The sequence below is a fragment of the Salipaludibacillus daqingensis genome (assembly GCF_029891575.1).
Classification (GTDB): domain Bacteria; phylum Bacillota; class Bacilli; order Bacillales; family Salisediminibacteriaceae; genus Salipaludibacillus; species Salipaludibacillus daqingensis.
The window spans coordinates 110,340-136,859 of sequence record NZ_JARZHF010000012.1; the positions used below are offsets into that span (position 1 = coordinate 110,340).

General features: G+C 36.8%; 29 protein-coding genes, 1 tRNA gene and 1 pseudogene. 7 read left to right on the forward strand and 24 right to left on the reverse strand.

What is annotated here, in order from left to right:
• Positions 1 to 270: 270 nt before the first annotated feature.
• Both QDN89_RS20075 and yneA read right to left on the reverse strand, forming a co-directional pair.
• Positions 271 to 930 (reverse strand): YneB family resolvase-like protein, encoded by a 660-nt coding sequence (locus tag QDN89_RS20075; RefSeq protein WP_280771959.1) that lies wholly within the window; start codon positions 928 to 930, stop codon positions 271 to 273.
• Positions 927 to 1,235, reverse strand: a complete 309-nt coding sequence (gene yneA / locus QDN89_RS20080) for a cell division suppressor protein YneA (protein WP_280771960.1) — start codon at positions 1,233 to 1,235, stop codon at positions 927 to 929. The genes QDN89_RS20075 and yneA overlap by 4 nt, the downstream gene beginning before the upstream one ends.
• 219 nt (positions 1,236 to 1,454) lie before the next feature.
• Here yneA and lexA point away from each other — a divergent pair, with 219 nt between their 5' ends.
• The 3 genes from lexA to QDN89_RS20095 all read left to right on the forward strand — a co-directional run bounded on the left by lexA (position 1,455) and on the right by QDN89_RS20095 (position 3,746).
• Positions 1,455 to 2,078: a transcriptional repressor LexA gene (lexA, locus tag QDN89_RS20085; RefSeq protein ID WP_280771961.1), complete on the forward strand. Its 624-nt coding sequence runs from the start codon at positions 1,455 to 1,457 to the stop codon at positions 2,076 to 2,078.
• Between the two features lie 109 nt (positions 2,079 to 2,187).
• Positions 2,188 to 3,423, forward strand: coding sequence for a DNA polymerase IV (locus QDN89_RS20090; protein WP_280772004.1), 1,236 nt, complete (start codon positions 2,188 to 2,190; stop codon positions 3,421 to 3,423).
• The gene (locus tag QDN89_RS20095) at positions 3,420 to 3,746 is read left to right on the forward strand and encodes a YolD-like family protein (protein WP_280771962.1); all 327 of its coding nucleotides are present in this window, start codon (positions 3,420 to 3,422) and stop codon (positions 3,744 to 3,746) included. The genes QDN89_RS20090 and QDN89_RS20095 overlap by 4 nt, the downstream gene beginning before the upstream one ends.
• A gap of 146 nt (positions 3,747 to 3,892) precedes the next feature.
• On the opposite strand, the gene QDN89_RS20100 is transcribed toward QDN89_RS20095, so the two are convergent.
• From QDN89_RS20100 to QDN89_RS20135, 8 genes are all read right to left on the reverse strand, one after another.
• On the reverse strand, positions 3,893 to 4,189 hold the full coding sequence (locus QDN89_RS20100; RefSeq protein WP_280771963.1) for a hypothetical protein: 297 nt from the start codon (positions 4,187 to 4,189) through the stop codon (positions 3,893 to 3,895).
• A gap of 733 nt (positions 4,190 to 4,922) precedes the next feature.
• Positions 4,923 to 5,150 (reverse strand): hypothetical protein, encoded by a 228-nt coding sequence (locus QDN89_RS20105; RefSeq protein WP_280771964.1) that lies wholly within the window; start codon positions 5,148 to 5,150, stop codon positions 4,923 to 4,925.
• Positions 5,151 to 5,339: 189 nt separating this feature from the next.
• Entirely contained in the window at positions 5,340 to 5,768 is a 429-nt protein-coding gene (locus tag QDN89_RS20110) for an Hsp20/alpha crystallin family protein (protein WP_280771965.1), read from the reverse strand.
• Positions 5,769 to 5,815: 47 nt separating this feature from the next.
• Complete coding sequence (locus tag QDN89_RS20115) at positions 5,816 to 6,244, reverse strand: spore germination protein GerPE (protein WP_280771966.1); 429 nt, start codon at positions 6,242 to 6,244, stop codon at positions 5,816 to 5,818.
• Positions 6,245 to 6,258: 14 nt separating this feature from the next.
• Positions 6,259 to 6,435, reverse strand: coding sequence for a spore gernimation protein GerPD (locus QDN89_RS20120; RefSeq protein WP_280771967.1), 177 nt, complete (start codon positions 6,433 to 6,435; stop codon positions 6,259 to 6,261).
• A 1-nt stretch (position 6,436) separates the two neighbouring features.
• On the reverse strand, positions 6,437 to 7,060 hold the full coding sequence (gerPC, locus tag QDN89_RS20125; RefSeq protein WP_280771968.1) for a spore germination protein GerPC: 624 nt from the start codon (positions 7,058 to 7,060) through the stop codon (positions 6,437 to 6,439).
• Positions 7,061 to 7,095: 35 nt separating this feature from the next.
• Positions 7,096 to 7,308 carry a spore germination protein GerPB gene (locus QDN89_RS20130; RefSeq protein WP_280771969.1) on the reverse strand — a complete coding sequence of 71 codons (213 nt, stop codon included), beginning with the start codon at positions 7,306 to 7,308 and terminating at the stop codon, positions 7,096 to 7,098.
• A gap of 11 nt (positions 7,309 to 7,319) precedes the next feature.
• Entirely contained in the window at positions 7,320 to 7,541 is a 222-nt protein-coding gene (locus QDN89_RS20135; RefSeq protein ID WP_280771970.1) for a spore germination protein, read from the reverse strand.
• Between the two features lie 266 nt (positions 7,542 to 7,807).
• On the opposite strand from QDN89_RS20135, the gene QDN89_RS20140 reads away from it, so the two are divergent.
• Positions 7,808 to 8,026: a spore germination protein gene (locus tag QDN89_RS20140; protein ID WP_280771971.1), complete on the forward strand. Its 219-nt coding sequence runs from the start codon at positions 7,808 to 7,810 to the stop codon at positions 8,024 to 8,026.
• Positions 8,027 to 8,266: 240 nt separating this feature from the next.
• On the opposite strand, the gene QDN89_RS20145 is transcribed toward QDN89_RS20140, so the two are convergent.
• The 3 genes from QDN89_RS20145 to QDN89_RS20155 form a co-directional block, all read right to left on the reverse strand.
• Positions 8,267 to 8,461: a hypothetical protein gene (locus QDN89_RS20145; protein ID WP_280771972.1), complete on the reverse strand. Its 195-nt coding sequence runs from the start codon at positions 8,459 to 8,461 to the stop codon at positions 8,267 to 8,269.
• Between the two features lie 284 nt (positions 8,462 to 8,745).
• Positions 8,746 to 10,185, reverse strand: coding sequence for a hypothetical protein (locus QDN89_RS20150; RefSeq protein WP_280771973.1), 1,440 nt, complete (start codon positions 10,183 to 10,185; stop codon positions 8,746 to 8,748).
• Entirely contained in the window at positions 10,182 to 10,736 is a 555-nt protein-coding gene (locus QDN89_RS20155; protein ID WP_280771974.1) for an RNA polymerase sigma factor, read from the reverse strand. Before QDN89_RS20155 ends, QDN89_RS20150 begins: the two co-directional genes overlap by 4 nt.
• Before the next feature lie 222 nt (positions 10,737 to 10,958).
• Between QDN89_RS20155 and QDN89_RS20160 the strand changes: the two genes are divergently transcribed.
• Positions 10,959 to 12,116: an MFS transporter gene (locus QDN89_RS20160; protein WP_280771975.1), complete on the forward strand. Its 1,158-nt coding sequence runs from the start codon at positions 10,959 to 10,961 to the stop codon at positions 12,114 to 12,116.
• 410 nt (positions 12,117 to 12,526) lie between these two features.
• Here the strand turns inward: QDN89_RS20160 and QDN89_RS20165 are convergent, their stop codons facing one another.
• The 5 genes from QDN89_RS20165 to QDN89_RS20185 all read right to left on the reverse strand — a co-directional run bounded on the left by QDN89_RS20165 (position 12,527) and on the right by QDN89_RS20185 (position 18,979).
• Positions 12,527 to 13,360: a carbohydrate ABC transporter permease gene (locus QDN89_RS20165; RefSeq protein WP_280771976.1), complete on the reverse strand. Its 834-nt coding sequence runs from the start codon at positions 13,358 to 13,360 to the stop codon at positions 12,527 to 12,529.
• Between the two features lie 24 nt (positions 13,361 to 13,384).
• The gene (locus QDN89_RS20170) at positions 13,385 to 14,281 is read right to left on the reverse strand and encodes a carbohydrate ABC transporter permease (RefSeq protein ID WP_280771977.1); all 897 of its coding nucleotides are present in this window, start codon (positions 14,279 to 14,281) and stop codon (positions 13,385 to 13,387) included.
• 96 nt (positions 14,282 to 14,377) lie between these two features.
• The gene (locus QDN89_RS20175; RefSeq protein ID WP_280771978.1) at positions 14,378 to 15,691 is read right to left on the reverse strand and encodes an ABC transporter substrate-binding protein; all 1,314 of its coding nucleotides are present in this window, start codon (positions 15,689 to 15,691) and stop codon (positions 14,378 to 14,380) included.
• Between the two features lie 56 nt (positions 15,692 to 15,747).
• Positions 15,748 to 17,835 (reverse strand): amylo-alpha-1,6-glucosidase, encoded by a 2,088-nt coding sequence (locus QDN89_RS20180; protein ID WP_280772005.1) that lies wholly within the window; start codon positions 17,833 to 17,835, stop codon positions 15,748 to 15,750.
• Positions 17,836 to 17,959: 124 nt separating this feature from the next.
• Positions 17,960 to 18,979 carry a LacI family DNA-binding transcriptional regulator gene (locus QDN89_RS20185; protein ID WP_280771979.1) on the reverse strand — a complete coding sequence of 340 codons (1,020 nt, stop codon included), beginning with the start codon at positions 18,977 to 18,979 and terminating at the stop codon, positions 17,960 to 17,962.
• Between the two features lie 323 nt (positions 18,980 to 19,302).
• Here QDN89_RS20185 and QDN89_RS20190 point away from each other — a divergent pair, with 323 nt between their 5' ends.
• Positions 19,303 to 20,238: an NADP-dependent oxidoreductase gene (locus QDN89_RS20190; RefSeq protein WP_280771980.1), complete on the forward strand. Its 936-nt coding sequence runs from the start codon at positions 19,303 to 19,305 to the stop codon at positions 20,236 to 20,238.
• Positions 20,239 to 20,290: 52 nt separating this feature from the next.
• Here the strand turns inward: QDN89_RS20190 and QDN89_RS20195 are convergent, their stop codons facing one another.
• A complete protein-coding gene (locus QDN89_RS20195; RefSeq protein WP_280771981.1) occupies positions 20,291 to 20,665 on the reverse strand; it encodes a Na-translocating system protein MpsC family protein in 375 nt (124 codons plus the stop codon).
• Positions 20,666 to 20,779: 114 nt separating this feature from the next.
• Positions 20,780 to 21,994: an L-lactate MFS transporter gene (locus QDN89_RS20200; protein ID WP_280771982.1), complete on the reverse strand. Its 1,215-nt coding sequence runs from the start codon at positions 21,992 to 21,994 to the stop codon at positions 20,780 to 20,782.
• Positions 21,995 to 22,471: 477 nt separating this feature from the next.
• Here QDN89_RS20200 and QDN89_RS20205 point away from each other — a divergent pair.
• Positions 22,472 to 22,564, forward strand: a tRNA-Ser gene (locus QDN89_RS20205).
• 70 nt (positions 22,565 to 22,634) lie between these two features.
• Here the strand turns inward: QDN89_RS20205 and pfkA are convergent.
• The 4 genes and pseudogenes from pfkA to QDN89_RS20225 form a co-directional block, all read right to left on the reverse strand.
• Positions 22,635 to 23,591, reverse strand: a complete 957-nt coding sequence (pfkA, locus tag QDN89_RS20210) for a 6-phosphofructokinase (protein WP_280771983.1) — start codon at positions 23,589 to 23,591, stop codon at positions 22,635 to 22,637.
• Positions 23,592 to 24,081: 490 nt separating this feature from the next.
• Complete coding sequence (locus tag QDN89_RS20215) at positions 24,082 to 24,693, reverse strand: DsbA family oxidoreductase (RefSeq protein ID WP_280772006.1); 612 nt, start codon at positions 24,691 to 24,693, stop codon at positions 24,082 to 24,084.
• 368 nt (positions 24,694 to 25,061) lie between these two features.
• Positions 25,062 to 25,640 (reverse strand): annotated as a pseudogene (locus QDN89_RS20220) (peptide-methionine (S)-S-oxide reductase MsrA); the annotation flags it as partial.
• Between the two features lie 218 nt (positions 25,641 to 25,858).
• The gene (locus QDN89_RS20225) at positions 25,859 to 26,401 is read right to left on the reverse strand and encodes a manganese efflux pump MntP (RefSeq protein WP_280771984.1); all 543 of its coding nucleotides are present in this window, start codon (positions 26,399 to 26,401) and stop codon (positions 25,859 to 25,861) included.
• Positions 26,402 to 26,520: the final 119 nt, after the last annotated feature.

Here is a 26,520-nt window from a genome sequence, read left to right on the forward strand (position 1 = left end):
TCCAATTTGATAAAGCAGTCCTATTCGAAAGTCCCGAAAAGTTTTGAAAAGCTTACGATATACTTACATTTCGGTCTACTTTTTATTAACATAATTCATTTGAACTATCAATATTTGTTACAATTTTACCATATTTAACCTCTTATGTTTTTCATTTAACAACAAAAAAACGCAAAGGTTTTTGTAAAAACCAATGCGTCATTTCAAGCTTCATATTATTTTGTCTCCCATAATACTAGAGGTTAACATCGTTTCGTAGCTCCACTAATTTTATTTCTTTGCATCCATTTCTTCTTGTAATTTGTGCTCTTGATACCTTCGATGTGCAGTTGCTTTGGATAAAGAATAACCAAACCCCCTTAACATTGCCGCTACTTCGTGGAAGGTCATTCCCGATTCTCGAAGTTTGACAATTTCATCAATGGGAACATCTTTTCGCTTTCTTCCTCCGGAGTGATCAACATTTGATAAATTGTCATATGGAGAAAATCCTGCTTCCACTGCTCTTTTCATACCTCGTTTAATTTTTACATTGTGTAGTTTTCGTTGGTGTTCTTCTACAATTGCTACAATATCTAAAATCATCGTGTCCGTTTCTGAAAGAACTAATTCTCCATCATCTTTCAGCGAATAAATCGAAACGTCTAATTTATTCAACTGATGAATGAGGGCAATTTTCGCATTCCCTCTCCCTAGTCGTGTTTCATCTTGGATGAGTAATATCTTGGCATCTTCCTCTTTTAACCGGTCTAACACGGTTAAGATACCATCTCGGTCAACGTCATACCCACTTGCTCGCTCTTCAATGACGTCGATAACAGTCATCTTCCATTTTTTTGCTGCGGCAAGCAACTCTTCTTTTTGCCGAGAAATAGATGATTGTTGTGATTCTTTTTCTGTGCTTACTCTAACATAAATGATCGCTTTCACTCTTGTGCAACACCCTTCATTTCCGCTGGTACTTTCAACATTTGGCCAGGGTAAATCGATTCGTCGTTCAATTCATTTTCTTGCTTGATCCATACGATCGCTTCTTCAATCGTCAAATCCATTTCAGTGGAAGCCGCGCTTGCAATGGTCCATAACGATTCCCCTTGTGAAACCGTCCATTGTGATGTCATATAAAAATCATGTTCCTGCTCATGATCAGAAAAATGTGTCCATGTAAATAATACAACAGATAATAGCAAAATTAGAATAGACCCGTCCAACTTTTTACGTAGAAAATGACTCATATTCCTTTCATCTCCTCAAATAAGAATGTTTGTTCCCTTTACTATACTTAGAACGAGTGTTCGTGTCAAGTGTTAAATAGAACGTTCGTTTGCGCAACTCGTGTTCTCATGGTATAATGTTCCTGTAAATAAATAAGAATCTAAATCATGTCTATGTTGGACAAGCGTCTAATAGAACATTGAAGAGTATAAAAATAATGTGAAAAAGAGGTGTATCATATGACAAAAATATCTTCTCGTCAGCAATCCATTCTTGATTTTATTAAAGCGGAGGTGAAAGCAAAAGGATACCCACCTTCAGTAAGAGAAATCGGAGAAGCGGTTGGTCTTGCATCTAGCTCCACGGTTCACGGTCATCTTTCAAGACTAGAAAAAAAGGGATATATTCGCCGTGATCCAACAAAACCTCGTGCTATCGAAGTAATTGGATTAGAAAACGGATCAAACGAAGTATCCGAAACACCTTATCTTCACATCCCAGTCATTGGTAAAGTAACGGCTGGTCAACCGATCACAGCGATCGAAAATGTAGAAGAATACTTACCACTACCTGCTAGTTTTGTGCAAGATGAGAATTCTTTCATTCTAGAAATCTCTGGAGACTCCATGATTGAAGCTGGGATCTTTGATGGAGACTATGTCGTGGTCAAACAACAAAGTTCTGCAAACAATGGAGATATCGTCGTCGCCATGACAGAAGACGATGAAGCGACTGTGAAGCGATTCTTTAAAGAAGAAGACCATATTCGACTGCAACCAGAAAACTCTACACTCGATCCTATTATTTTGACAAATGTGCATATTTTAGGAAGAGTCATTGGTGTATTTCGCACTGTTCACTAAAATTTTTAAAGCGGGCAAATGCCCGTTTTTCTTTTTTTATAAAAATAGAACAAACGTTCTTGTTATTTGCTTCTTTTTTCGTTATTCTTAAGAGAAGAAGGAGTGAGACATCATGAAAAAAGTCATTTTCTTAGTTGATATGCAGTCTTTTTATGCATCCGTGGAGAAGGCAAAACATCATCAAGATACCGATCGACCACTTGTTGTGTCGGGGGATCCAACACGGCGTTCCGGTGTCATCCTTGCTGCCTGCCCCCTTGCAAAACAGTATGGCATTCAAAATGGTGAACGTCTTTGGGAGGCCGAGCAAAAGTGCCCTAATCTCATCATGGTCCCGCCTCATATGCAAGAATACATTGATAATTCCCTTGTCATTACCGACATTCTAGAAAGTGTGACCGATCTCGTAGAACCTTATAGCATCGATGAGCAGTTCATGGATGTGACGCACTCGCAAAAGCTTTTTGGTGATCCTTATGATATTGCCAAACACATTCAACACGAAATTTACTCGAAGTTAAAAGTCGTCGCCCGCGTTGGCATAGGAGAAAACAAAGTACTTGCTAAAATGGCATGTGATAACTTTGCAAAAAAAAAGAAGGATGGGATTTTCCACTTAAAAAAAGAAGAGCTAGAAGAAACACTTTGGCCCTTGCCCATTGAAAAGCTGTTTCGAGCAGGCGGGAAAATGTCACGGCACTTGCGGAAACGAGCGATACGAACGATTGGCGAACTGGCACAAACGGACGTGAACAAAATCAAGCGAGTTTGGGGCATTCACGGTCAGGTCCTTTGGATGAATGCCCACGGCGTCGATTACTCTCCGATCTCTCTGTCATCAACAAACGGACAGAAGGGGATCGGTAACGGGATGACCCTCCCCCGTGACTATAGTGAAAAAGCAGAAATCAAAGTCGTGTTGTTGGAACTTTGTGAAGAAGTTTGCCGAAGAGCGAGAATGGCTAGTGTCATGGGGGAAACCGTAACTTTAGGTATTTCCGGAGCTAGTTATGACATTCGAACAGGCTTTCACCGGCAGCAAAAAATGTCAGATCCGACAAATATGACGATGGAAGTGTTTCATTACGCTTGTCAACTCTTGGATAAATTTTGGGATGAAGAGCCAATTCGACGACTGCACATCTCTTTAAGTAGCTTAATGAGCGACCAAACGGTTCAACTGAATTTATTTCAACAAGATCGCGCCCAGTCAATAAACTTAGGCTACACAACCGATGAAATCACAAACAAATACGGCAAAACTGCCGTTATGCGTGCAGCGTCATTGTTACCTGCAAGCCAAGTGAAAGAACGTTCTGCTAAAATTGGAGGGCACTACAAATGAGCGATTATTTAAAGCGTGGAAACCTCATGTGGGAAGGGAGTCGAATGATGCTTCCTGAACATATTCAAGCATTACGTCAACGGAGAAAACGAGCAGAGCAAGATGCTCCCCCTTCGCTCACAGAAGATGATTTAACCGAACTTGGAATCGTTGCAATGGACTCCCTTCATTACGCGCTAGAAGTTAAAATTGTTTATTGGCAAGATGGTGCTAACATAGAAATCATTGGAATTATCGATTACATGGACCACCAGCTAAAACGATTAAAGATCAATGGCGAGTGGATAAGTGTCAACGCATTAAAACAAATCGAAAAAATTTAAAAGTTATTGAGATTAAGCCAAAAAAGACCGCTAGTGTTTTAAACACTAACGGTCCATATTTTGATTTCTATTATTAAGGGGGAAATAGAAGAATCAAAGAAAAGTTAAATCTATTTAAAAGCTTAAAAATTTAAGCTGTGTAACAATTACATATTTTCGTCGTTATCATTAAACTCGTCATTGTCCATTTCATCATCATAATCATTGTTATCGTCAAGATCATTGTTCATGCCATCATTCTCATCTTCAAAATCGTTATTCATGCCATCATTATTATCGAAATTATTTTCTTCATTGAAATCTGTTTCGTTATTTTCGATATTATTTCCGCCATTTAAGCCATTGTTTTCTTCAAAGCCGTCATTTTCATTATCTCCACATGCTGCAAGAATACCTAGTGATAACACTGCAGATGCTGCTGTTAATAGTGCTTTCTTTTTCATGTTACATTCCTCCTGTGATTTTAAAAAATTAAGCTAAACAATCAATTTAGCAATCTTACTACTGCATCTATTTCACTTCCGTAGTCTTTCAAAACATAATAGAGCCACTTTAGAGAATTCTCCATATTCGAAGAGATTATTTAACAATGATTACGTTATTATTTCATGGTTCATCACTTTAAGTGCCAATGGTTTCCATTTTAATCCACTTATATGTGGAAATAGATTAGCTTTAGAGTATAGAGAAAAATTGAGGAAGAGCGTATGAACATTTTTTGTGTTCTAGCGATATATATTGTATTATATAAGATGAAGAAAAAGGACGCTAATTAGTGATTTTTCAGTTTTAAGCATACAGAAGAGAGCTATTGAAAACGCTCAATAGCCCAAAACTTCCTTAATTAAGAAGAAACTTTTCTCTTTTGAAAAAATTCATCAACTAGCCACTACTTAATAAAAACAGCTTTTAAAATATATATTGGAAAAGAATAAATGTACTCCCAATTATCTAATTTTTATATTCCAATCCAAACCGTTAAAGGTTCGAAAACAAATGTAAAAATAGCGGACATAATCATATTAGCAATGATAAATTTTTTCCATGTCACAAAATATTGATACAAAAACATATGAGCCACGATAATAATACCTAAATCAATCAGAAGCAATTTAGGTAAAATATGAACTAGGTGATACTGATACGACCAAAGTTGTACCTCTATTCCAATATCATCTAAAAAACAACGAGAATGGATAATAGTGCTCCGAAAAGCAATATTTGGACTATTCTATTTTTATCAACAAATCGCCACCAAATAAACCAAGGAAAGATAAGCACTGCTAAAAGTAAAAACCATTGAAAAGTGAATAATTCATGATTCAACCATTTATCCAATCTCATTTCAAAAAGTTTTTCGTAAAGTTGTTGTATTTCCTCATGGGTAGGGTAAGTTTGAGACATTATCACATATCCTTTTACAATTATCATCTGCTATTTCCACGCATTTTTTAAAGTTTTATTTATGGTGCCCCAAAAGACCATTTCCATTCCTATTACCTATAGGGTGTTTTCACAATAAAAACCAAAACAAAGCCAGAACCTTTTAGATTAATAAGTTCTGGCTTTATTTTATGAAAATATTAAATTTGGTTAATCTTCATCTCGGACCGTAACACCATGAGTGCTTTTATTATCAGGAATGAGTCGATATAAATGGACCGTCAGGATGCCACGTTGATAAGAGGCATCCTTTTTATCCTGCCGTACCCTAAATGGTAATTCCATCACACGTTTAAATTCCCCTTGATAAATTTCTTCATGATTCAATCGAAATCCGTTATAGTCAAGATTTAAGTTTCCTCTCACTTCTAATGTTCTATCATTTATCGTGAGATGAATATCCTCTACTTTTTTGATTCCTGGCAAAAAAACAGCACATATGATTTCATTTTCTGATTCATATACATTAGCTCTTGGCTGTTGAACCATGCCATTAAAAAAGCTATTAAAATTCCCTAAAAAGTCATCTTCAAAAAATTTTTTTAACGGAGAATTCCATTCATGTGAGTAATAATCCATCTTTATCACCACTTTTGATTTATATTTATCGAACGTCTATTTACCTATTAAAGAGATTCTTTATTATTATTGACATTTGTTAATGGAAAATTAGTTAGGTTATTAGCCATCCTCCCTTCTAACTGTCTAATATGTTTTATTCTAGATTCAGCATCAATTGTTTTCGTAGAACCGATATGAGAAATTCCAGATCCAGAGAGGGTTGTTATGTCTATATTATTAACTTTGATAGCAGATGTTTGATTGTACTTAACAACATGGACAGATTCATCAACCACTGGTTTTGGAATGGGGTCTGTAAATATAGGATAATACTTGAAGTTTCCTTCATCTCCATAAAATAATTCGTATTCACGTTGCACCGCTAACACTTTTGTGCGAGGTTTCATAAACCGAGAGTCACCAATTTCAAAAACAGAATTATTAGATACATTAATAACATCGATATTTTTTACGACAGATGTTCTTTTATACATATTGTCACTACTCCTTAAGAGCGAGCTAGTGGAACAAAAGGTCCGATAATTAACGATTCTGGTGGTGTATCAAATACGGAAGATAAAGAAATCGAGTCCGCATCACCAACTAAAAATATAGATGAACTCGATACACCCAAAATACGAATATTGTCCACGCATACTTGTTTATTAACAACAGTAAAATTCATGTTAAGATTCGTTCTCCTTTCTCGGTAGCTGTTTAAGAAATTCTTCATACGTTTTGTGCACATCTTCTTTTATTTTCCTTATCGCCATTTCTTTCATTTTTACTAATTCTTCTTGTTTGAGATTATTTAAGTCCAGTTGACTTAAATAGTAACGGACTCGATTATCAACTTGTTTTCTTATATCCTCCATAATATATTGACGATAATGGTTATCTATTTGGTAATTATTTTGATTCTCAATGAAACGGATATCTCGATAACATTCTTCATTCAAGTATTCATGGATCTGTTCTTGAATTTCTTCAAAAAACGCAGATTCTTGCTGCTGATTTCGAGGAATATTTAAATCATGCTGATTAACGGAGAAATCTTCTACGGAACTCTCCCCCCCATTATTCGGCGTGATCCCGATATTTAATGTTCCCTCTAGCTTCTCTACTTTTAATTGGTCAAATTTATACTCGATTTTCTCGATATTTGACGTTTGTTTTTCTTTTAAACGGTTAATTTCGTTTTGGAGTTGGTGAATTGTTTCTTCTAGTTGAGACACTCTTTCGTGTTGTGTATTTAAGTGTCCATAGATTTGGTGAAAGTGTTGCATCATATTAGAATGGTTATAATTCATTCAACCTCCTCCTAGAAGACATCATTTTTTCTTTATTACGTAAATCCTGTCGGTGGGATTAGCGGAACATACGGTTCTGCTTGTGCTTCTCCCACTTCCGGAGCGGCTTCCATAAACCCTCCCGTATTGTAAAGATTAGATAATGGATTTATACTGCCTGCACTCCCTATCTGTAATACAGAAGAATTCGTTATTCCATTAACTTTCAAGTTGTATATCGTTATATTTTGATTGATATGGAAGTTCATAAAGACCTCCTTTAGATAATTGCATTTATATTTGAATCTGCAAAATCTTTATCATACGTGTTGGTTGAACTGTAATTATTTCTTACTTTTAAGTAGTCTCCAGTATTAAAAGAACCGGCCCCCGCAAATGTCTTTGCTGTACTCGACGGTGAAATATTTAACACGTCACCAATATTAAACACACCACTATTTCCCACACTAATCACTTTAACGGCACCTACGATTGCTGGCATGAATCATCCACCCTTTTTACCATACAGTCACTATATAATAGCCTATGTATTTTTTTCTTACATGTTCATAATAGATGAGAATTTTTTCGTTCCTTATAAAAATAAGATATACAATTGGTCCACCGCATAATCTCCACGATTCATTATGATTAAATTTAACTAACACCATTCTTACTTGATGCATATATTAAATGACAATGACTTACCTAGACCTGTATATTACCGAATGTAATTAAAGATTAACTAATGAGGAGGAGGGGGTAACTATGCCTTCCATCGTATATGGACCATTCAAAATTAATTCAAATGATGGTGTTTTGAATTTTGGAGACACATTGAATATTTCACCGAAAGGAACTTCTAAATCGGTTAGTGGATCAGGTGGATCAAACACCGGGGATTTTATCATTACGAATAATGGAATAAATTTAAATAATACATTAGATCCGGACCTTACTGATCAAAATATAGCTGGCACGTTATAAAAATCACTGTAAAAGCTAATTTCGCCCATTAATTTTCATTAATAAGATTAAAAAGAGGCCGCCAGCGTTTGAAACACTGACGGCCCGTTATATTTGATTCCAATTCATAAGGGGGAAATATAAGCGGAATCAAAACATTTATAATCTATTTAAAAGCTTAAAAGTTCTAAGCTGTATAGCTAATACATGCCATTGTCTTCGTTCGCTTCAAATTCTTCATTGTCGATTTCAACAATGTAATTATTCATTACCAAAATCATTATTCGAATCATTATTATTAAATTTATTACCGCTATCAATATTAATTTCGTTATTATTCCCTTCGTTTATACCGTTACCCTCATTCAGTCCATCTAACCGATCATCTCCACATCCTGCTAGAATTCCTAACGATAGAACTACGGATACTGTTGGTAATAATGCTTTCTTTTTCATGTCAAATTCCTCCAACTGATGTCTTATGAAATGATTAGCTAGAAATATTATAGCAATCTTTCTAATACATCTATTTCACATCCCCACTTCTTCAAAACATAATATAGCTACTTTAGAGAATTCTCCACATTTGAACATTATAATGAACAAAACATCCGTTATTTTTTCATCATTTGGTAATGATTTTTTGTGCTCTATCGATATATTTTTTAATATACTTAATAATGAAAATAAAAAAGGGAAGAGTTCTAAATAACCCTTCCCGTTCCAAATATACGAATGTCTTATTCCCATTCAATTAGTTCTTTGAACATATATGACCATTTATTGTAAATGATCCCGTTATTATCTTCTCTTTCTGAATGATGATGTGTGTAATACCAATTGTCGGAAACCTCAAAGAGTTGAATATAGCCCTCGATATCATAATCCCCGCTACCATCATAATACCCATAACCATATCCATCGCCTCCACCTAAATCTTCATGATGTGCTTGGTCAATATTAAACGCATGAAACATGATTTCTCTCCCATTCTCTAATGGAAAACCTTCTTTTAATTTCCCAAATGAATAAAAACTATTTCTAGAAAAATCCTCATCAGTAAAACGAAATTCGATAAAGTGCTCGTGCTCGATCCTTTCCTCTTCTACGTTAACTGGAATGTAGCTTGTTATTCCAAATTCATCTATTTCATAAAGTTCAATATCAGTTTCTCGGAATGAGGCCGCTCCTTCATTCAGTATGACAGATTTCTCCAATGGTCGATCGAACTGAGGGTGATCTTCACTTTCAGTTCCTTGAATAGTATAAGGGGTTTCAGTCACGAACATCTGGGAAAAAAACGTCCAAGACAAAGCCCAGCTCTCTTTGTCTTCAAGAGGAACATCCATCATATAAATCATCGACTGGCCAAATAATTCCGATATATATAGCTCTGTGAAGCGACCAGATTCCTCATCAATAAAGGCGTACATTTCTGTCATTTCATTATCAAAAGGAAACATAGTGTCAAACGTCGTACGAATTTGATTATTCATTACAAATTCATCATTATAGATGTTCGGCGACACCGTTGTCTCTTCTGTAGACGTAACCTTCGTTAGAGTTTCTTCAATTTCGTCTGCTATTTGTTCTTGATTGACATCTCTGTCAAACAGAAAAAACTCCATTCGTTCCGAGTCAGGTCCAGTCATGTGAGTCGAATAAACATAATCCTCTTCTTCTTCTTCAATAGACCATTCATCTGGAAGGTAGATAGAAAATGTCTCGTTTTGAATCTGATGCATTGGCATCGTGTTTAATACATTAACATCAATAATTGGTCGATCAAGGATTCTTTCAACTAAGGCTTCGTTTTCTTCCACATCTTCTAAAATAATATCTTCTTTCTTTTCATTTTCATCTTCCACCATTTCATTGAACGTTTCTTCCCCGTCATGCTCATCTTCACCAGAATCAAGGAGTCCACCGTCTTGAACGAAATCATAATTTATAAATATAAGGCTTGCAATCCCTGCTGCGGCAACAGAACCAACTGTAACAAAAAAACGTTGGCGAAGTTTTTGGCGATTCTGCTTCTTTTTTTGCTTCGGAATAACATCCTTTAAACCATCTTGAAAAGTGAGTAGACTTTTTTCTCGAGCTTTTGTGGAAGCTTTCATCGTTTTCTTTTGTCTCATTATGTATTGAAATTCTTCATCTTCATATCTATGATTATTCATTGACTACTCACCTCCAAATTCATTTGCTCAAAAAGGGTCAACCTTGCACGTCGTTGCATTGATTTCACCGACAGAATTGACTTTCCCATGATGTCAGATGTTTCTTGGATAGAAAATTCCTCAATAAACCTTAAGTGAAGCACCGTTCGATAATGACTTGGAAGCCTATCGATTAGTTGAAGTACTTCATCTATATGGAAATTTCTAAGAACGGTCGTTTCTGCCGACTCGTCTTCTCCAGCAATATCTTCTAGATAATCTTTTTCTACCGCTATCGAATGACGCTCCTTGTTTTGCTTTCGATAATAATCAATGACAACGTTGCGAGCGATTTTAAATATCCACGTTTTAAAAGATGCTTTTCCTTCAAATTGATCTAGTTTTCTAGCTACTTTGAAGAAAACATCTTGCAACATTTCCTCTGTGTCGTGATAACTGTTCGTTTGTGTATATATGTAATGAAAAATGCGATCAACATATCGTTCGTGTAACTTCTGAATTGCTTGTTGATCTCCTGTAAGGATCTCTCGAATCAGATCATGATCGTCCATATCGTCAACCTCCTATTTTTCTGTCATAAGTATAGACGCTTAGGAAGGGGAAAAGATGCTCAGAATAGAATCATTGTCTTACTTAGTTGAATCAATGACACGAGCAAATTTTCTTTACCTAATGGTCTTAGATAATTCCGGAAACATAAATTTTCTATTATTCTACGTTTGAGCTCGTCTATTTTTTCTACCTCGAACATAGATTGTTCCGAGGTGGAAAAAATGAAACAAACAACCTTAGATAAATGTAACATTTTTCTCGTTATGTTTTTTATTAGCTTAATCGTTAGGATTCAAGTTCCGGTTTTCACTCCATTTGCAGCATCGTTTGGCGCATCAAGCATGATCATTGGGATAATTTTAAGTGTGACGTCACTATCTAATTTAACAGGGAACATCATTGCCGGACCATTAGTGGATCGTTTTGGCAAAAAGGTGTTCATCACGTTTCCCTTATTTATTTCAGGTGGACTCTTCATCGCCCACGGTCTTGCAACGAGTACCACCGACCTATTAATCCTCCATGGATTAAACGGATTTGCCTTAGCATTTATGATTCCAGCGGCATTTACGCTCCTCTCCGGATACGCAAAAAATAGTCGCCAACAAGGAAAAAACATCGCCATAAATGGAATGTTATCGACAATTGCTAGTATTATTGCCCCTTTGACAGGTGGGAAAATGGTTGTCTTATTTGGCTATGTGAATACTTATTTCTTTATTGGAGCTGCGATGATACTGACCGCTACGTATTCCTTCCATTTTTTGAAAGATAGACAAGTTGTTTCCGTTAAAAAACAAAAACAAACACATGTCACAATCGGTAGTGTTCTGAAGGCTCCAAACCTTTTTCTTGTTTATTTGATCGGTTTTGCTGTTATGTACATTCATGGGGTTCTACTATTTGAAATTCCCTATCTAACTGTGGAACAAGGGCTTTCTACTTTTCAAACGGGTCAACTATTTAGCTTCATGAGCATCGGTACGTTTCTTACACTATCGTTATTTTTCATTAATTTGTTTGATCCATTTAAGCGGCTTATGGTTGGTTTATGTGGCATGTCCATCGGTATATTTGGCCTATTAACTTCAGCATTTTCGTTACCTATTTTATTATTTTTGATTGGTATTTTCTTTGGTCTTGTCATGCCTGCGATGGCAACCTCCATTACAGAAAATGCAGCTAAAGAAGTTCATGGCAGAGCATTTGGATACATGTCAGCGGTTTTCTCTTTAGGCATCATTGCTAGTTCTTCCGTTACCGGAGCCATTCGTGATATTGTGTCGCCTTATTTTATTGCTGTTATCATTGCTATAATCGTTTTAACCATCGCTGGTTATAGCAAATTAAACTCACCACAAATGGCTCACTTCAAATAGAATAGCTTTTCAGATTAAGTCATAGCAATATTCTAAAAAACTGTTCTAATTCTTTAAATATAATAATTATTCTTTCTTTGTTTGATTTTCTTTAAAGTCACAATAATAACATCGAGGCAATCCATAATAGATCCAATACTCTTTCAGTAAGGAAACACCAACAAATGAAACCATTGGCCAATCTATCAATTTAAAAATAATTAGCCCTCCTTTATAACAACTCGTGTCTTAAATGGTATGTTTTTCAATATTTGTCCAATTTTTAATAAATGAATAGATCCTTTATTATTAAGAGTATGGTAATTATAGGGAGACAAATGCAACGAACTTCCAAACAGAGCTATTCGTAAACACAAAAAACGTACTCAACAAATGAGTACGTTTTTATATAAATCATTTTACACTTACGTTTATTTTTCACCTGCTCCAAAAGACAGTCCCTTCATAAAATATTGATTGAAAAAAATGTAGAGTAAGAGCACTGGTAAGGTAAATACCATCGAAGCAGCCATAATGTAATTCCAATAGGTTGCATAATCAGATTGGAAAGCATTCAAACCGACTGGTAAAGTGTACATCGATGCGTCAGTCATGATAATTAATGGAGCCATGAAGTTGTTCCAAAATCCCATGAACACGAAGATCGCCATCGCACCTATCGCGGGTTTTGCCATCGGCATGACAATCCTAAAGAACGTTCCAATCCGGCTCAGACCATCTATCGCCGCCGCTTCCTCCACCTCTTTCGGGAAATTAACGAAGAATTGTCGCATCATGAATATAAATGTTGCATTGACCATTCCAGGAACGATTAAACCTTGATAACTATTTAACCAACCTAATTCTTTTAAAATTAAGAAGTTAGGCACCATTGTAACTTGTGCCGGGATCATTAATACTGCAAGTACGATAATAAACCAAGCCGTTCGTCCTGGAAAGCTAACCCTTGCTAACGCGTAACCAGCCATCGAATTAAATACAATATTTAATGCCGTACCAATAACTGCAACGATTACACTGTTTAACAGCCATCTTGGGAACAATGCCTGTTCTGTAAATATCGTGACATAGTTATCAAACGTAAATGTTTCAGGAAAAATGTTTAATCCTGCCGATAATATTTCATTCAATGGTTTAAAGGAAGCAGACAGTGCCCATAAAAATGGAAGCAAGGTGACCACCGCGTAGCTCGTCAAAAAGATATATAAAAACGCTTTTAATATATTTGGTTTCTTATTCTTCATTACATTCTCCTCCTTCCGCCACAATTAGTGTGTTTCTTCTTTTTGAAGTTTCCGTTGAATAAATGTTGCGACGAGTATAATCAACGCTAGAGATACAGCTAGTGCAGCTGCATAACCCATTTGATTATTAGAGAATGCATACTGATAAATAAGGAGTACAACGGTTAATGTAGAATTGTTCGGTCCACCAGAGCCGCCAGAGAACATATAAGATTGATCGAATAGCTGGAACGTTCCAATGACGCCAATGATTACAACAAATGCCGTCACGGGCCGTAACATCGGTACTGTGACATACCAAAACTTCTGTATGGCACTTGCGCCATCAAGTTCTGATGCTTCATATAAAGAATCAGAAATACCTTGAAGGGCTGCCAAATAAATAACCATAAACATTGGTGCTGTTGCCCAAATATTCATTATCATAATTGAAATCAGCGCCACACTTGGATCATTCATCCAGTTATAAGTTGGTAGGCCAACCGAACTTAAAATTGTATTAATTAGGCCATCTGGACGATACATCCACATGAAAATCATCACTAAAACTGCAGACGAAGTTAATGTTGGTATAAAGTAGATGACTCTAAACCATTTCTCTCCCTTCATTCCTGCATTCAAGGACGCAGCAAGAACCAAGGCAAGGATCGTCTGAGTCGGTACCACAATCACAACATAGAAAGCAGTATTTTGTAAGGCAATCAATGCCCTTTCATCAGAAGCCATTCTCGTAAAATTATCAAACCAAACAAATTCAAAGCTCGTTTGTCCTAGTAGATTGACATTGTTAAAAGCAAGAAATAATGCAAACAAAATTGGACCAATTAAAAACACTAAGATTGTAAAAATCGTAGGGGACATAAATAAGTATCCTTGCCCTGCATCTCTCAACTGGCTCTTCGATAATTTCCATTTAGCCATGGTGTTTAACCCCTTTCCTATCTGGAAAACTAACTAGTTAAAGGAGCTTAAAAAGGAGATCGATCTCCTTTTTAAGACACCCTTCTTCGTTAATGATTAGTCTTGAATCTCGTTATTCGCAACACGTTCTGCTTCTTCCATTGCTTCCTCAAGTGTTTGGTCACCTAAAAACGCACTAGAAAATTGGTTCTCAAAGTTAGAATTTATAATAGGCAAATTAGTGTCGTCCGCCCATACCGTTGCATAGCTAGCCCCTTCAATGAATGGCTCGTAAATCGCATCATCTGCATAATCCATCATCTCTGCTACAGATTGTCGGGAAGGAAGAGCTAATCCACTCGCTGTCCAAATCTCCATGCCTTCTTTTCCTGTAAGAAATTCAATTAACTGCCAAGCTTCTTCTTTTACTTCCGATTCACCATTCATCGAGTAAGAAACGGTATAAGCCATCGTTTGTTTTTCTTCCTCAATAGTTGGAATTTCTACAACTCCATAATTAACATCAGGAAATGCATCCTCCATAAATTCGATCATCCAGTTACCTTCAATGATCATCGAAGCTCTTTCCGTTCCGAACATGTCTCCGCCCCATTCAGCTCCAACGTCTGCAGGAGAAGCACCAATTTCTTTCTCATTTCTCATATCAATAATAGGTTGTAAAGCATCGATGACAGCAGGGTCTGTAAAGTTGGCACGGTTATCCACTACCATTTCTCCCCCACGTGATTCACCAATAGAGTAGAGTCTTGCCATGTCTGTAACAATCCCAAAACCATAACGGTTATCTACTGTTAACGTCTCTGCTATCTCTTCCATCTCTTCCCATGTTTCCGGCGGTGCTTCTATTCCAGCTTCTTCAAAGTGATCTTTGTTATAGAATAATGCCAATGTTGATGTATCTTTCGGTAAACCCCATAATTGATCGTCTCTTCTAAATGCATCGATAAGCGGTTCTTCAAAATCATCTACGTCAAATTCATCAGTAATATATCCATCAAGCGATTCAAGAACTCCAGCTTCAATTAATCCTGGTGCTTCAAAAGCGTCCAAGAAGAAGACATCTGCCGCTTCTCCACCGATCAATCTCGTCCGTAACACGTCCATGTACTGATCTGCAATCGTATCAACCTCAACGTTAATGTGTGGATATTTCTCTTCAAATGCATCAATTGTCTCTTCGAAATAGCGTTGTTCTGTCGGTGAAGACTGCCATCCGGTTAGACGAACCGTTACTTCTTCTTGATCTTCATTTTGAGCTCCATCGTTGTCTGTTTCATTTCCTTCTGTGTTATTTTCATTTGCCGCACCATTTGTATCGTTATTACCGTCGTCTCCACATGCTGTCAACATCGTTCCAGCCAAAACAACTGACATAAAGCCTAATCCTTTGATCCACTTTGCTCTTTCCATTTTATAAAACCCCTTTCAAGATATATTGACAAGAGCTTAAAAGCTCTTAACAACCGTTAATTAATAATTTCAAATGCTGTGGAATTGTTCATGATCTTAATATCATGATGACCATCTGATTTTTTCACCATCAGACTTAGCTGACCATCACCTATTCGCATATTTTCAATCTTTAATTCGTCCACTCCATCAGGTAACAATGGATTGATTGTAATCGTTTTATCTAATGCATTCGGAAATAACCCAAGCATTGCTTGAACAAATAATAGTGGTGTTCCTGCAGCCCAAGCTTGCGGAGAGCAAGCTACCGGATAGTTAACCGCTTTCCCTTTTGCTTCATAACCACAGAACAACTCTGGAAGTCGATCATATTCAAACGAATCGGCAGAGTGAATCAACCCTTCCATCGCTTTTGCTGCTTGCTTCTGGTTGTTTGTCTTACTCATTCCTAAAATAATGACACTATTGTCGTGGGGCCAGACGGTACCATTGTGGTAACTGATTGGATTGTAGCCTGCTTCTCCTTCACCCATCGTTCGAATGCCGAAACCTGAGTACATTTTATTTGAGACGAGCATGTCACTAACAGCTTTCGTTTTATCAGAGTCAAGCATTCCAGATAATAAGACATGCCCTGGATTCGACGTTACTGTACCCACTTGATTTTTTTCTTTATCAAGGGCAAGCGCGTAAAATTGCTGATCTTCCATCCAAAAAGATTTCTCGAAGCGAGACTTTAATGCTGCCGCATCCGCAGTTAATTTCTCCGCTTTATCGGTTCTACCAATTAAGTCATATATGTCTGCCATGCTTTTCTTTGCGTGATATACATATCCTTGTACTTCAGATAACGCTATCGGAGTTTCTCCCAATTCACCGTTCCTATGAACGATGGAATCACCGGAATCTTTCCAACCTTGGTTTGCGATCCCTTTAGCTGCTTCTTGGTGATATTCAACAAACCCATCTCCGTCACGATCTCCATACTCATCGATCCAATTGAGAGCCGCTTCCACATTTCCTTCAAGCTCGTTAAATAGATTCATGTCACCTGTCCACTTCATATATTCACTTAATAAAACTAAAAATAATGGCGTTGCATCAATTGTTCCATAGTAAGGAGTAAACGGGATTTGTCCCGTATTCGCCAACTCACCAAACCGCATTTCGTGCATAATCTTCCCTGGCTCTTCATCACGCCAACTGTCTTTTTTCGTCCCTTGTTCACTTGCCATCGTCTTCAATGTTCCTTTTGCAACCTCTGGATTGAAAGGTAGTATTTGCAAAGCCGCAATCAGACTATCTCTACCAAAAGGAACTCCGAACCACGGCAAACCAGCTACCGGAAATTTTCCATATCCTAAATCTGTAAGTAACACCCGTAAGTCTGTTAATCCTCGATCAATTAATCGCTGTAGTTGTGGATGGTTTGTCGACACTTTCGTAGAAGACTCGTTCCATTTTTTATACGAGTTCATCAATTGAGACAAAGCATCTTCGTGACTGAACACTTCCGATTCTTCTCCATCAACGGTTGGCATCACCGTCAATGAAATTGTTTTCTCTTCCCCATGTTCGAGTGAAAATGCGAAGTAAACATCACCTTCTTCCGTCGTACGAATCGGTGAGAAGTTCCACTTGACGTTAAGCGACCTCTTTACATCGTCAGCTCCTAAGTAGCGAATTGCGAGCCCATTCTCATCAACTTTCGTCTCTTCTTTTTGACCGACCGTACCATTTTGAAAACCACGAACGATAAACATATCCTTGAAATCAGCATCTAAATGAAAACTTATTTCGAAGCTTGTTTTCTTTGGGTTGTAGTTTTTCACCTGCACGGATTCATAGAGGACACCTCCATAAATAAAGCGCTTACGTTTCATTTCAATCGATTCACGCCATAATTTAACCACACCGTTTTCTTCCATGTGAGGATTTGTTAATATCATCTCTGCAAAGAAGCTCTCATCAGCATTCGAAGATAATAAAATGGGCTCCTCATCATTAATCTTTAGATCGAACTTACTCAAAAAACGAGTATCCTTTGAGTAAAGTCCAGGTCCATATGGATGATTTTCCGGGATATTACCTTTTTCATCTGTCAGTAAAAATAAGTCATCTTCTTTAATTACTCGATAGTTCATGTCATACCTCCAAAAAGTAGTCGCTGATTGCTGATTCATTTTCGTCCCTCTTCACCCGAAACGTTTCGGGGGAAGGTAAAAATTCATTCCGAAACGTTTCGGATTAGCTTAGAAAAGATGCTCCTTAGTGCTTAGGAGGAGCAGTCGTTTCTCTTACTATTAAACGATTATCTAGTGTTGCTTTTTTCTGCACTGGAACGTCATTTTTCAACATAGATGTTAGTAGTTTCGCAGCTTCATAGCCCATTTGATACTTATCCTGACTGACTGTAGTAAGTGGCGGGTTTGTGTACTCCGATAAAACAATATCGTCAAACCCCACAATGGACAAATCTTCCGGTATCTTCAGTTCTAATCGTTTTGCGGCTTTCATGACCCCGAGTGCCATTAAGTCACTTGCGCAAAATATCGCCGTTACTTCTGGATGAGCCTTTAAAAATGGATAGGCCGCTGACTCAGCCATCGGCTCCAAAAAATCGCCATTTAAAACAAATTCGTCTCGAACATGTAACCCTGCATCCGTTAACTCACGTTCGTATCCTTTTCGTCTTTTCGCACTAACGTGGGCTTGATCATGACCATTCATCATCGCAATTTCCGTATGACCAAGATTTATCAAATGTTTGACCGCCATCTGTGCTCCAAAAACATTATCTGTCGTCACAAAACCGACGTCTTTCCCTTCAACTTCTACATCAACAAACACACAAGGTATGTTACTATCAATAACCTCTTGAATATATGGGTCATCCATTTTTATCCCTTGCATGATGACACCTTCTACCTGTCTTTCACGGCAAAGTTGCGTATAACTCTTTTGTTTTTGTTTTACAGAATTCGTACTAAACAAAATCAAGTCGTACCCCACATCAGACGCAGAATCATTAATTCCACACATTACTTCATACGTGAACATATCCTTTGCCCCAGAGCGGTTCAGCTCCGAAACTAAGAGGCCAATCGTTTGCGATTTATTCATTACCAAGCTACGCGCCAACGTATTTGGACTATAATTTAACTGTTTTGCTGTATCTTCAATATGCTTTCTCGTCTTATCATTCACATCAGAGTATCCATTCAACGCTCGAGATACCGTTGTCACTGAGACTCCAGCTTGCTTGGCAATATCTTTTATCGTCGCCATGACTCACCTCCAAAACGTTTCGGATATTTTCGATAGTTTTACTATACAACATCATGAAAGGGGTTGCAATTGTTTTTTTAATATTATGAAGATGTTTTTTACTGCCAATTATTTCACAAGCGTACTTTTTGCTTTTTGGCATGGTCTCTACTAGACTTGGCAATACTACAGGAACTTCACCAAAAATGAAGTAACAGCTTTTTACAATTGACTTGTTAAGGCGGTCGGTTTGATGTTTGTGCTGCGAGCAGCTCACTTCTTGTAAATAAGAGGTACAACACGAGCAAGAATTTTTTGTGTAAATTCAAAAAGGAGTTTTTATCATGAAAGCAATTGTAATAAATGAGTATGGTAGTAAAGAATTGTTACACGAACAAGAACTACCACAACCAAAAATAGCGGAAGATCAAGTATTAGTAGAAACATATGCTACATCTATTAATCCGATTGATTGGAAATTGAGAGAAGGATATTTGAAACAAATGTTTGATTTCTCTTTCCCGATTATCCTCGGCTGGGATGTTGCTGGAGTGATAGTTGAAGTTGGAAATAATGTGAAGAATTTCAAAGTTGGCGATGAAGTGTTTGCCAGACCAGCAACAACGAACGACGGGACGTATGCAGAATATACAACGGTTGACGAAAATCGTTTAGCGCTAAAACCAACAAACCTTTCTTTCGAAGAAGCAGCCTCGATTCCGTTAGCAGGTTTAACTGCATGGCAATGTCTTGTCGATGAAACAGGTGTCAAAAAAGGGTCAAACGTTTTAATCCATGCTGGAGCAGGTGGTGTTGGAAGTTTAGCGATACAAATTGCCAAACACTTCGGGGCATTTGTTGCTACAACTGCTAGTGAAAAAAATGAGAGCTATGTGAAAGAACTTGGAGCAGATAAAGTAATTAATTACCGGACTCAACAATTTGAAGATGAGTTAAAAGATTTCGATATTGTTGTAGATACCATGGGTGGCGACATTCTCGATAGAAGCTTTCAAGTTTTAAAACCTGGTGGAAAACTCGTCTCAATGGCAGGTCAACCTGATCAAGAATTAGCCAAAAAACACGAAGTTGAAGCATCGTTTTATTGGTTATCAGAAAATGCGGAGCAATTGGCAGAGCTTGGCGACCTATTAGAAAAAGGCATTGTCAAACCTCAAGTTGGTCATGTATTTGGCTTTTCAGAGGACCAACTTCAAGAAGCACATGGACTAAGCGAAACACACCACGCTAAAGGAAAGATTGTTATTAAAGTAAAATAAATGATAAAAAGGAGTAACCTGGGTCGTCGAATAGGTTACTCCTTTTGTTTAGTTATTTCTTTGTTACTAAGGTCTCTTCATAATTAGAAGGTAATTTAAACACGATAATACGTTCACCAGTAGTAGTACTGATATCTGTGTGAAAACTAATTACTTTTTCTCCTGTAATGGAAAGAATAGAATCTCTCAAAATATCCACACCCGTTTCAACTAAGTCGGAACGAGTCTTTTTAATCGTCGATTTCCCTTCTTTTGTTTTACAAAGAGAATACTCTGCAGGTGTCAAAATACCTTGAAGCGATACGATAATCATATCTCTTAATATGTCTGTTTTAACAGAGACAGAGCCTCGTCCAAGATAATCTTTCTCCCATTGAGTAAGGGCCTTACTTATTTCTGCTTCTACAAAACCTTTTGATTTATTCATATATCCACCTTCATCAACTTGTACTATCTATATCTAGCCATGTCGATTTTATAAGTTTTTTTATACGATAAAATTTTATCGGTTATTAAACCTTGTGTCAATTCGACTACAATTCTATTTTTGATTAATCATTTCTTGTCTATATACTCCCGTTTTCTCGAGCTTCACAGGCGGGATGACAGATTTTGCCATTATAACAGCTAAAACGCAGAACAAAGAGGCGACAATAAAAGCTTGTGAAAAAGGCAGGATTTTAACGATAAATGGACCAGCAAATGCGGAAACACCATATGCTTGATACATGAGACCATAGTTACTCCCCATGTTTTTTGTTCCATAATAATCAGCTGTGACCGACGGGAATAAAGAAAGAAATCCACCAAAACAAAAACCGATGACAGACACCGTTCCTAGAAACATCGGATAGTTCATGAAACCAATACTCATATAAAGCAATGTCATTGCCGTTACTCCATAAATGACCATCAATGTATTTATTCGCCCAAAACGATCAGAAATGTTACCTAAAATAATTCGACCTGCTGCATTAAATAAAGCAATAACCATCACAGCATTAACTGCTTTTTCAACATTCAATTGGACTACTTCCACTCCAATATCGACAGCGAAACTAATAACCATTAACCCAGACATACTTCCAAACAGAAACATAAACCATAGCAAATAAAACGGATATGTTTTAACCATTTCCTTAGATGAAAAATGGGTAGAGGTCTCTAACGTAACATGATCTGCTTTCTCGTTAACTTCCACTTTAGTAGGTGGATTTCGTAACAGTTGAGCACCTGCCACAACAAAAACGAGATAGATCATCCCAACATACATGAAAGTCGAAGAAACGCCAAAGTTCTCTATAAAAAAACGAATAACCGGTTGAAAAATAAGGCCCCCTAATCCAAATCCGGCAACAGCAATTCCACTAATAAACCCTCTTTTCTCAGGAAACCATTTTACACACGCGGACAGTGGGCAAACGTATGTCATACCAATACCCGCTCCTCCAATCACACCATAAAAGAGGTATAGTTGTGTAAGTGTGGTTGCTTGGCTCGCTAAGAGTAAACCGATCCCTAAAAGAATTCCCCCAGTAGTTGCGACCCAGCGCGGTCCTATTTTATCTTGAAGTCTCCCTGCTAAAATTGTTACCAATGCGAAGGTTGCAATCGTAATCGAAAATGTAAGCACAATCGCTTCTCGATCCCAACCAAATTTATCAATCAATGGTTGATTAAATAAACTCCAGGCGTAAACCGCCCCTAAATTAATTTGAATAATCACAGCTCCAAGCACAACTAACCAACGATTCATCCTATCCATCTCCTTTTAATAACTAGCTATCAAAATTAAAAAAGAGGCCAACGTTTGATGGTGTTATCCATCTAACGTCGGCCTCTTTTGTACGCACTGTAAAAGTGATTACGTAAGCAACCAATACCATATATAATTAGACTATTATCAAGCAAAATTACGAAAAAGATTTTCAGTGGACTTCTTCTTCCCTTATTCCATTGAACATTGGAAAAAGCTATCTTGTATCTTTTATAGATTCATATAATTTAACTTAGTATAAGTTACGATGCCTCCTACTGTCAATCCTATTGTTTTCATCTATTGTTTTAAAAAAATTGTAACAACTATTTCTTAAAAAGTTTCGTATTGACTTCATAAAATTATTCGTGGTAATATAATATTTGTCTTTCGATAAACTACTTGAAATTTAGTAGTGTATAACTCGCCTCATATACCTTTGTATGCTTACAGTTTGTCATTTCATATTTTTACTTCGGAGGAATACCCAAGTCTGGCTGAAGGGATTGGTCTTGAAAACCAACAGGGGTGTCAAAGCCCGCGGGGGTTCGAATCCCTCTTCCTCCTCCATTTTAAAAAATAGTCACTCCCTAGCTCAAATGCTAGGGAGTTTTTGAACGATACCTATGATTTTTTCAGCTTAAACAAGGTCTTCAAAAATCTCATATAGGTTATCTTTCACGATATTTTCTGAATGAAAAATCTCTTCGAAGGAATGGTAAGTTATTTCATTTTTTTCCATCCCTAACGCTACGCCGTAAATATCTTTTTCAATTAATTTAATCACTTTATGTCCCATTCGACTAGTGAATACACGGTCAAAAGCAGATGGTGTTCCTCCTCTTTGAATGTGTCCTAATACCGTCGACCTTGTATCCAAGCCACTATGTTCTTTAATTAAAAGAGCAATTTCCTCCGCCTTACCGACACCTTCAGCGACCATAACGATGCTATGAGTTTTCCCACGTTCAAAACCATTTTTTAGTTTTTCTGAAATTTCATAAATGTCATATGGTAACTCAGGGATTAATATCGCATCCACACCACTTGCAATTCCAGCATGAAGAGCAATGTCGCCACGGTCTCTTCCCATTACTTCGATTACACTTACTCGTTCGTGACTACTCATTGTATCTCTCAAATTTCCAATCGCCTCTGTTACAACATTTAACGTCGTATCAAACCCAATTGTATAATCTGTTAAGGGGATATCATTATCAATAGTCCCTGGTAATCCATATGTTTTAATACCTAAATCATTAAGTATAGCCGCTCCACGGTAACTACCATCGCCACCTATCACCACAAGATAGTCTATTCCATCTTCTTTTAAATTTTTAACGGCTTTCATTTGTCCCTCTTCCGTTTTAAATTCTTCTGAACGAGCGGATTGCAAAAACGTACCACCTCGATAGAGAATATCTCCAACATCTTTCGTTCCAAGAGTCATAAAATCTTTTTCCATAAGACCCTTATAACCTCTTTTAATGCCTATCATCTCAAAACCATTCGCAATACCCGTTCTCACAACAGAACGAATCGCACTATTCATGCCTTGAGAATCCCCACCAGATGTTAATACTCCAATTTTCTTCATAATAAACAGTCCTCTCGTCGTATAAGTAGTTATTGCAAATATATTAGAAAAAAAGGAATACTGATGATTAAAAATAATACCTTAATCATTATATATATCAATTCAAAAAATATAATCGATTCTTATTGTATATGTAGTATATGCATCCTTGTCCAATATACAAGGGCTCTAACTATATAACTATTCCCTTTTATTTCATTTTTACACTTAAAAAATCAGATATAATTAGCTTAGCTATAACCAAAGGTGGCACATTTCAATCATTAAATTCCCATAATAGAGGAATTTTAAAAATATAAGGATGCGAATCAAAATGAAATTGACGGAAAAATATAGAATTCATTAAAATAGACAATCTCTAACAATCAAACAAAGATAACATCCACTGTAATATGAAAGCGAATGGCTCCATGAAAGCCATTCGCTTTATTTTGACTGTTTATTTATGCTTAGGAATTTTGCATCCATTTTCATCACAAGCCATTTCTTCTCATAGGTCGTTTTCTTCTGAAAATGCTCCATCCTCTTTAATAATGTTATTCAACGTTTCTACAAAAACTTCCGTTGACTGTGCACCAGTTATTGCATGCTTTTTATTAATAAGGAAAAAAGGGATGCTTTGAATTCCGAGTTCCTGAGCTTCTCGCTCGTCTCCACGAACGTCATCACTTATTTTATTACTTGCAAGTAATTCTGCAACTTCTTTCCCGTTCAACCCTACTTCTTCGGCTAGTTCAACCAATGCTTTATGGTCACCAATATTTTTGGAATCTGTATAATACGCTTTTAACAATCGATCTGTCATTTCGTGCGACAATCCTTTTGTTTTTGCAAACAAAGCTAAACGATGCGCATCAAACGTATTCGTTAAAACCAATGTATCTAGTTGGAAATCTAAGCCTGCTTGAGCAGCCATTTGTTCCATGTTTCGGCAAGTGTCTTTCGCTTGATTTATGCTCATTCTGTATTTACTTGCTAACTTTTCGTACATATTATACTCAACGTTTCTCTCTGCAGAAGGATCTAACTCAAAACAGCGATAAACAACATTTACAGGGTGGTCTATTTTATTAAGGGCATCTTCCAGACGCCGCTTGCCAATATAGCAAAATGGTCAAGCAAAGTCAGTCCACATTTCAATTAACATACACGTATACCTCCATCCTTTTCTTGCCATTAGTATATCTATTATCATTAATTTCAGTCAATGTATGTGCCTTAAACAAATAACTAAAAATCTCTGTCTACATAAGACAGAGATCCAATATTTTAAATAAAGTAATTTCAAATGGTACCCTCAATCATTGAATCGCTTGGACTTCTACCAGTCATCCATATCATCAGGATAGGTGTTTGTTTGAAATACTTCACCCGTTTCTTCGTTCTCAACGTGGATGATCACTTCAAACGTCTCTGGGTCGTTCTTTTTTTAGTCTCAATATATGCACTGAGAATCTTCGGCTGAAACTCTTACCATTTGAGATTATTGATTAATTCAACGAGGGTCTTTGAATCTTCTGGATTAAGTCCCCATAATGCTATTTCTTCTTTAAGACTAACTAATTTGCCATGCCCTGCAACAAATCCATTTAATCGAGCAGCGATTGTTGAGTTTACAAAATCATGATGACTTTCGAATATATTTATGACTTTCTCTACTGCTTTAGGATATCTTTTTAAATAGTATTTTTGATGATAATCTTCGGCTAAATAAAATGCAGAATGAGCTACCATTTCCGTTTGAATTTCTCCATTTAATAACTGCTCCCATTCGCTCTTTACTCGTTGGGCCTGCTTTTTTTGATCATCATTATGAAAAAGGAGAAGAGACATATACTGTCTATCTTTATAAAAGGTATCTCGAAGAGGGTTATGATTTTTCCAAAAGATATTTAATAGTTCTTCATAAGTAATAATGTCAGCATCAAAATCTATTTCAATACTTTCAGTATGATCCCCCATATTTCGATACGTTGGGTTTGACATTGTCCCTCCAGCATAACCTACACGAGTTCGAATAACTCCTCGTAAATGCCCGAACTGAGCATCTGGTCCCCAAAATCATCCCATCCCGAATGTTGCCGTTTGACTATTTTTTACTGTTAGATTTAAGTAACTCATTATGTTCCTCCTTCAACTATCAAATCGTTACGGGAGCCCCTCGATGAAAATGATTTAATATTTATTCCTGAAAACCTTAAAGTGTTATCTGTATTTTACCATTTTTCAAAAAAGAAAGCCTTTCCTCTAACTTATATGAATGTTCTCTAAAATATTAAAATAATAATTGCTAAAAAGATAAACATGCCACCTGAAAAATAATCTGCATATTCTCTTATGATACGAATAGCAATGACTCTTCCAAATTGTGATCCAAACCATATAAAAAGGAAGCTCGTCAACCATGCTAATACGCTCGTCAACAAAATTGGAAAACCATGTAGCCCTCCAGAAACACCGGCGGCAAAGGAATCCACTCCTAAGGCTAGCCCTAATAATATGGATGCCTTCCAATCAAATTGTAAATTTTCAGCTAACTTCTCTCCTCCGTTATTTGTAACACCTTGCCAAATAAACCATAAACCAATGAAGATAAATATTAGAGAGGCAAAATAAATATCAATATTGCCAGGTAATATAAATGCTATTTCTTCTCCTATCAATAGTCCTAACGCCATCGTTACTCCTGAAAGAACGGAAATAATCCATATGACATGCCATGGAATACGTCTTTTTATCCCTAATGAAAACCCAACACCAAGGTCATCAAGGTTTGATGCAACAACGATCATCATGATTTGCCATACCATTTTTAATCCCCCAATCGTGGCTTTCACCTTTCCATTCATACATAAAATAACCTTACTAAAGGAAGAGTAATTAATTAAAGGATAATTATTCTTGATACATCGAAAACCGACAATAGTTT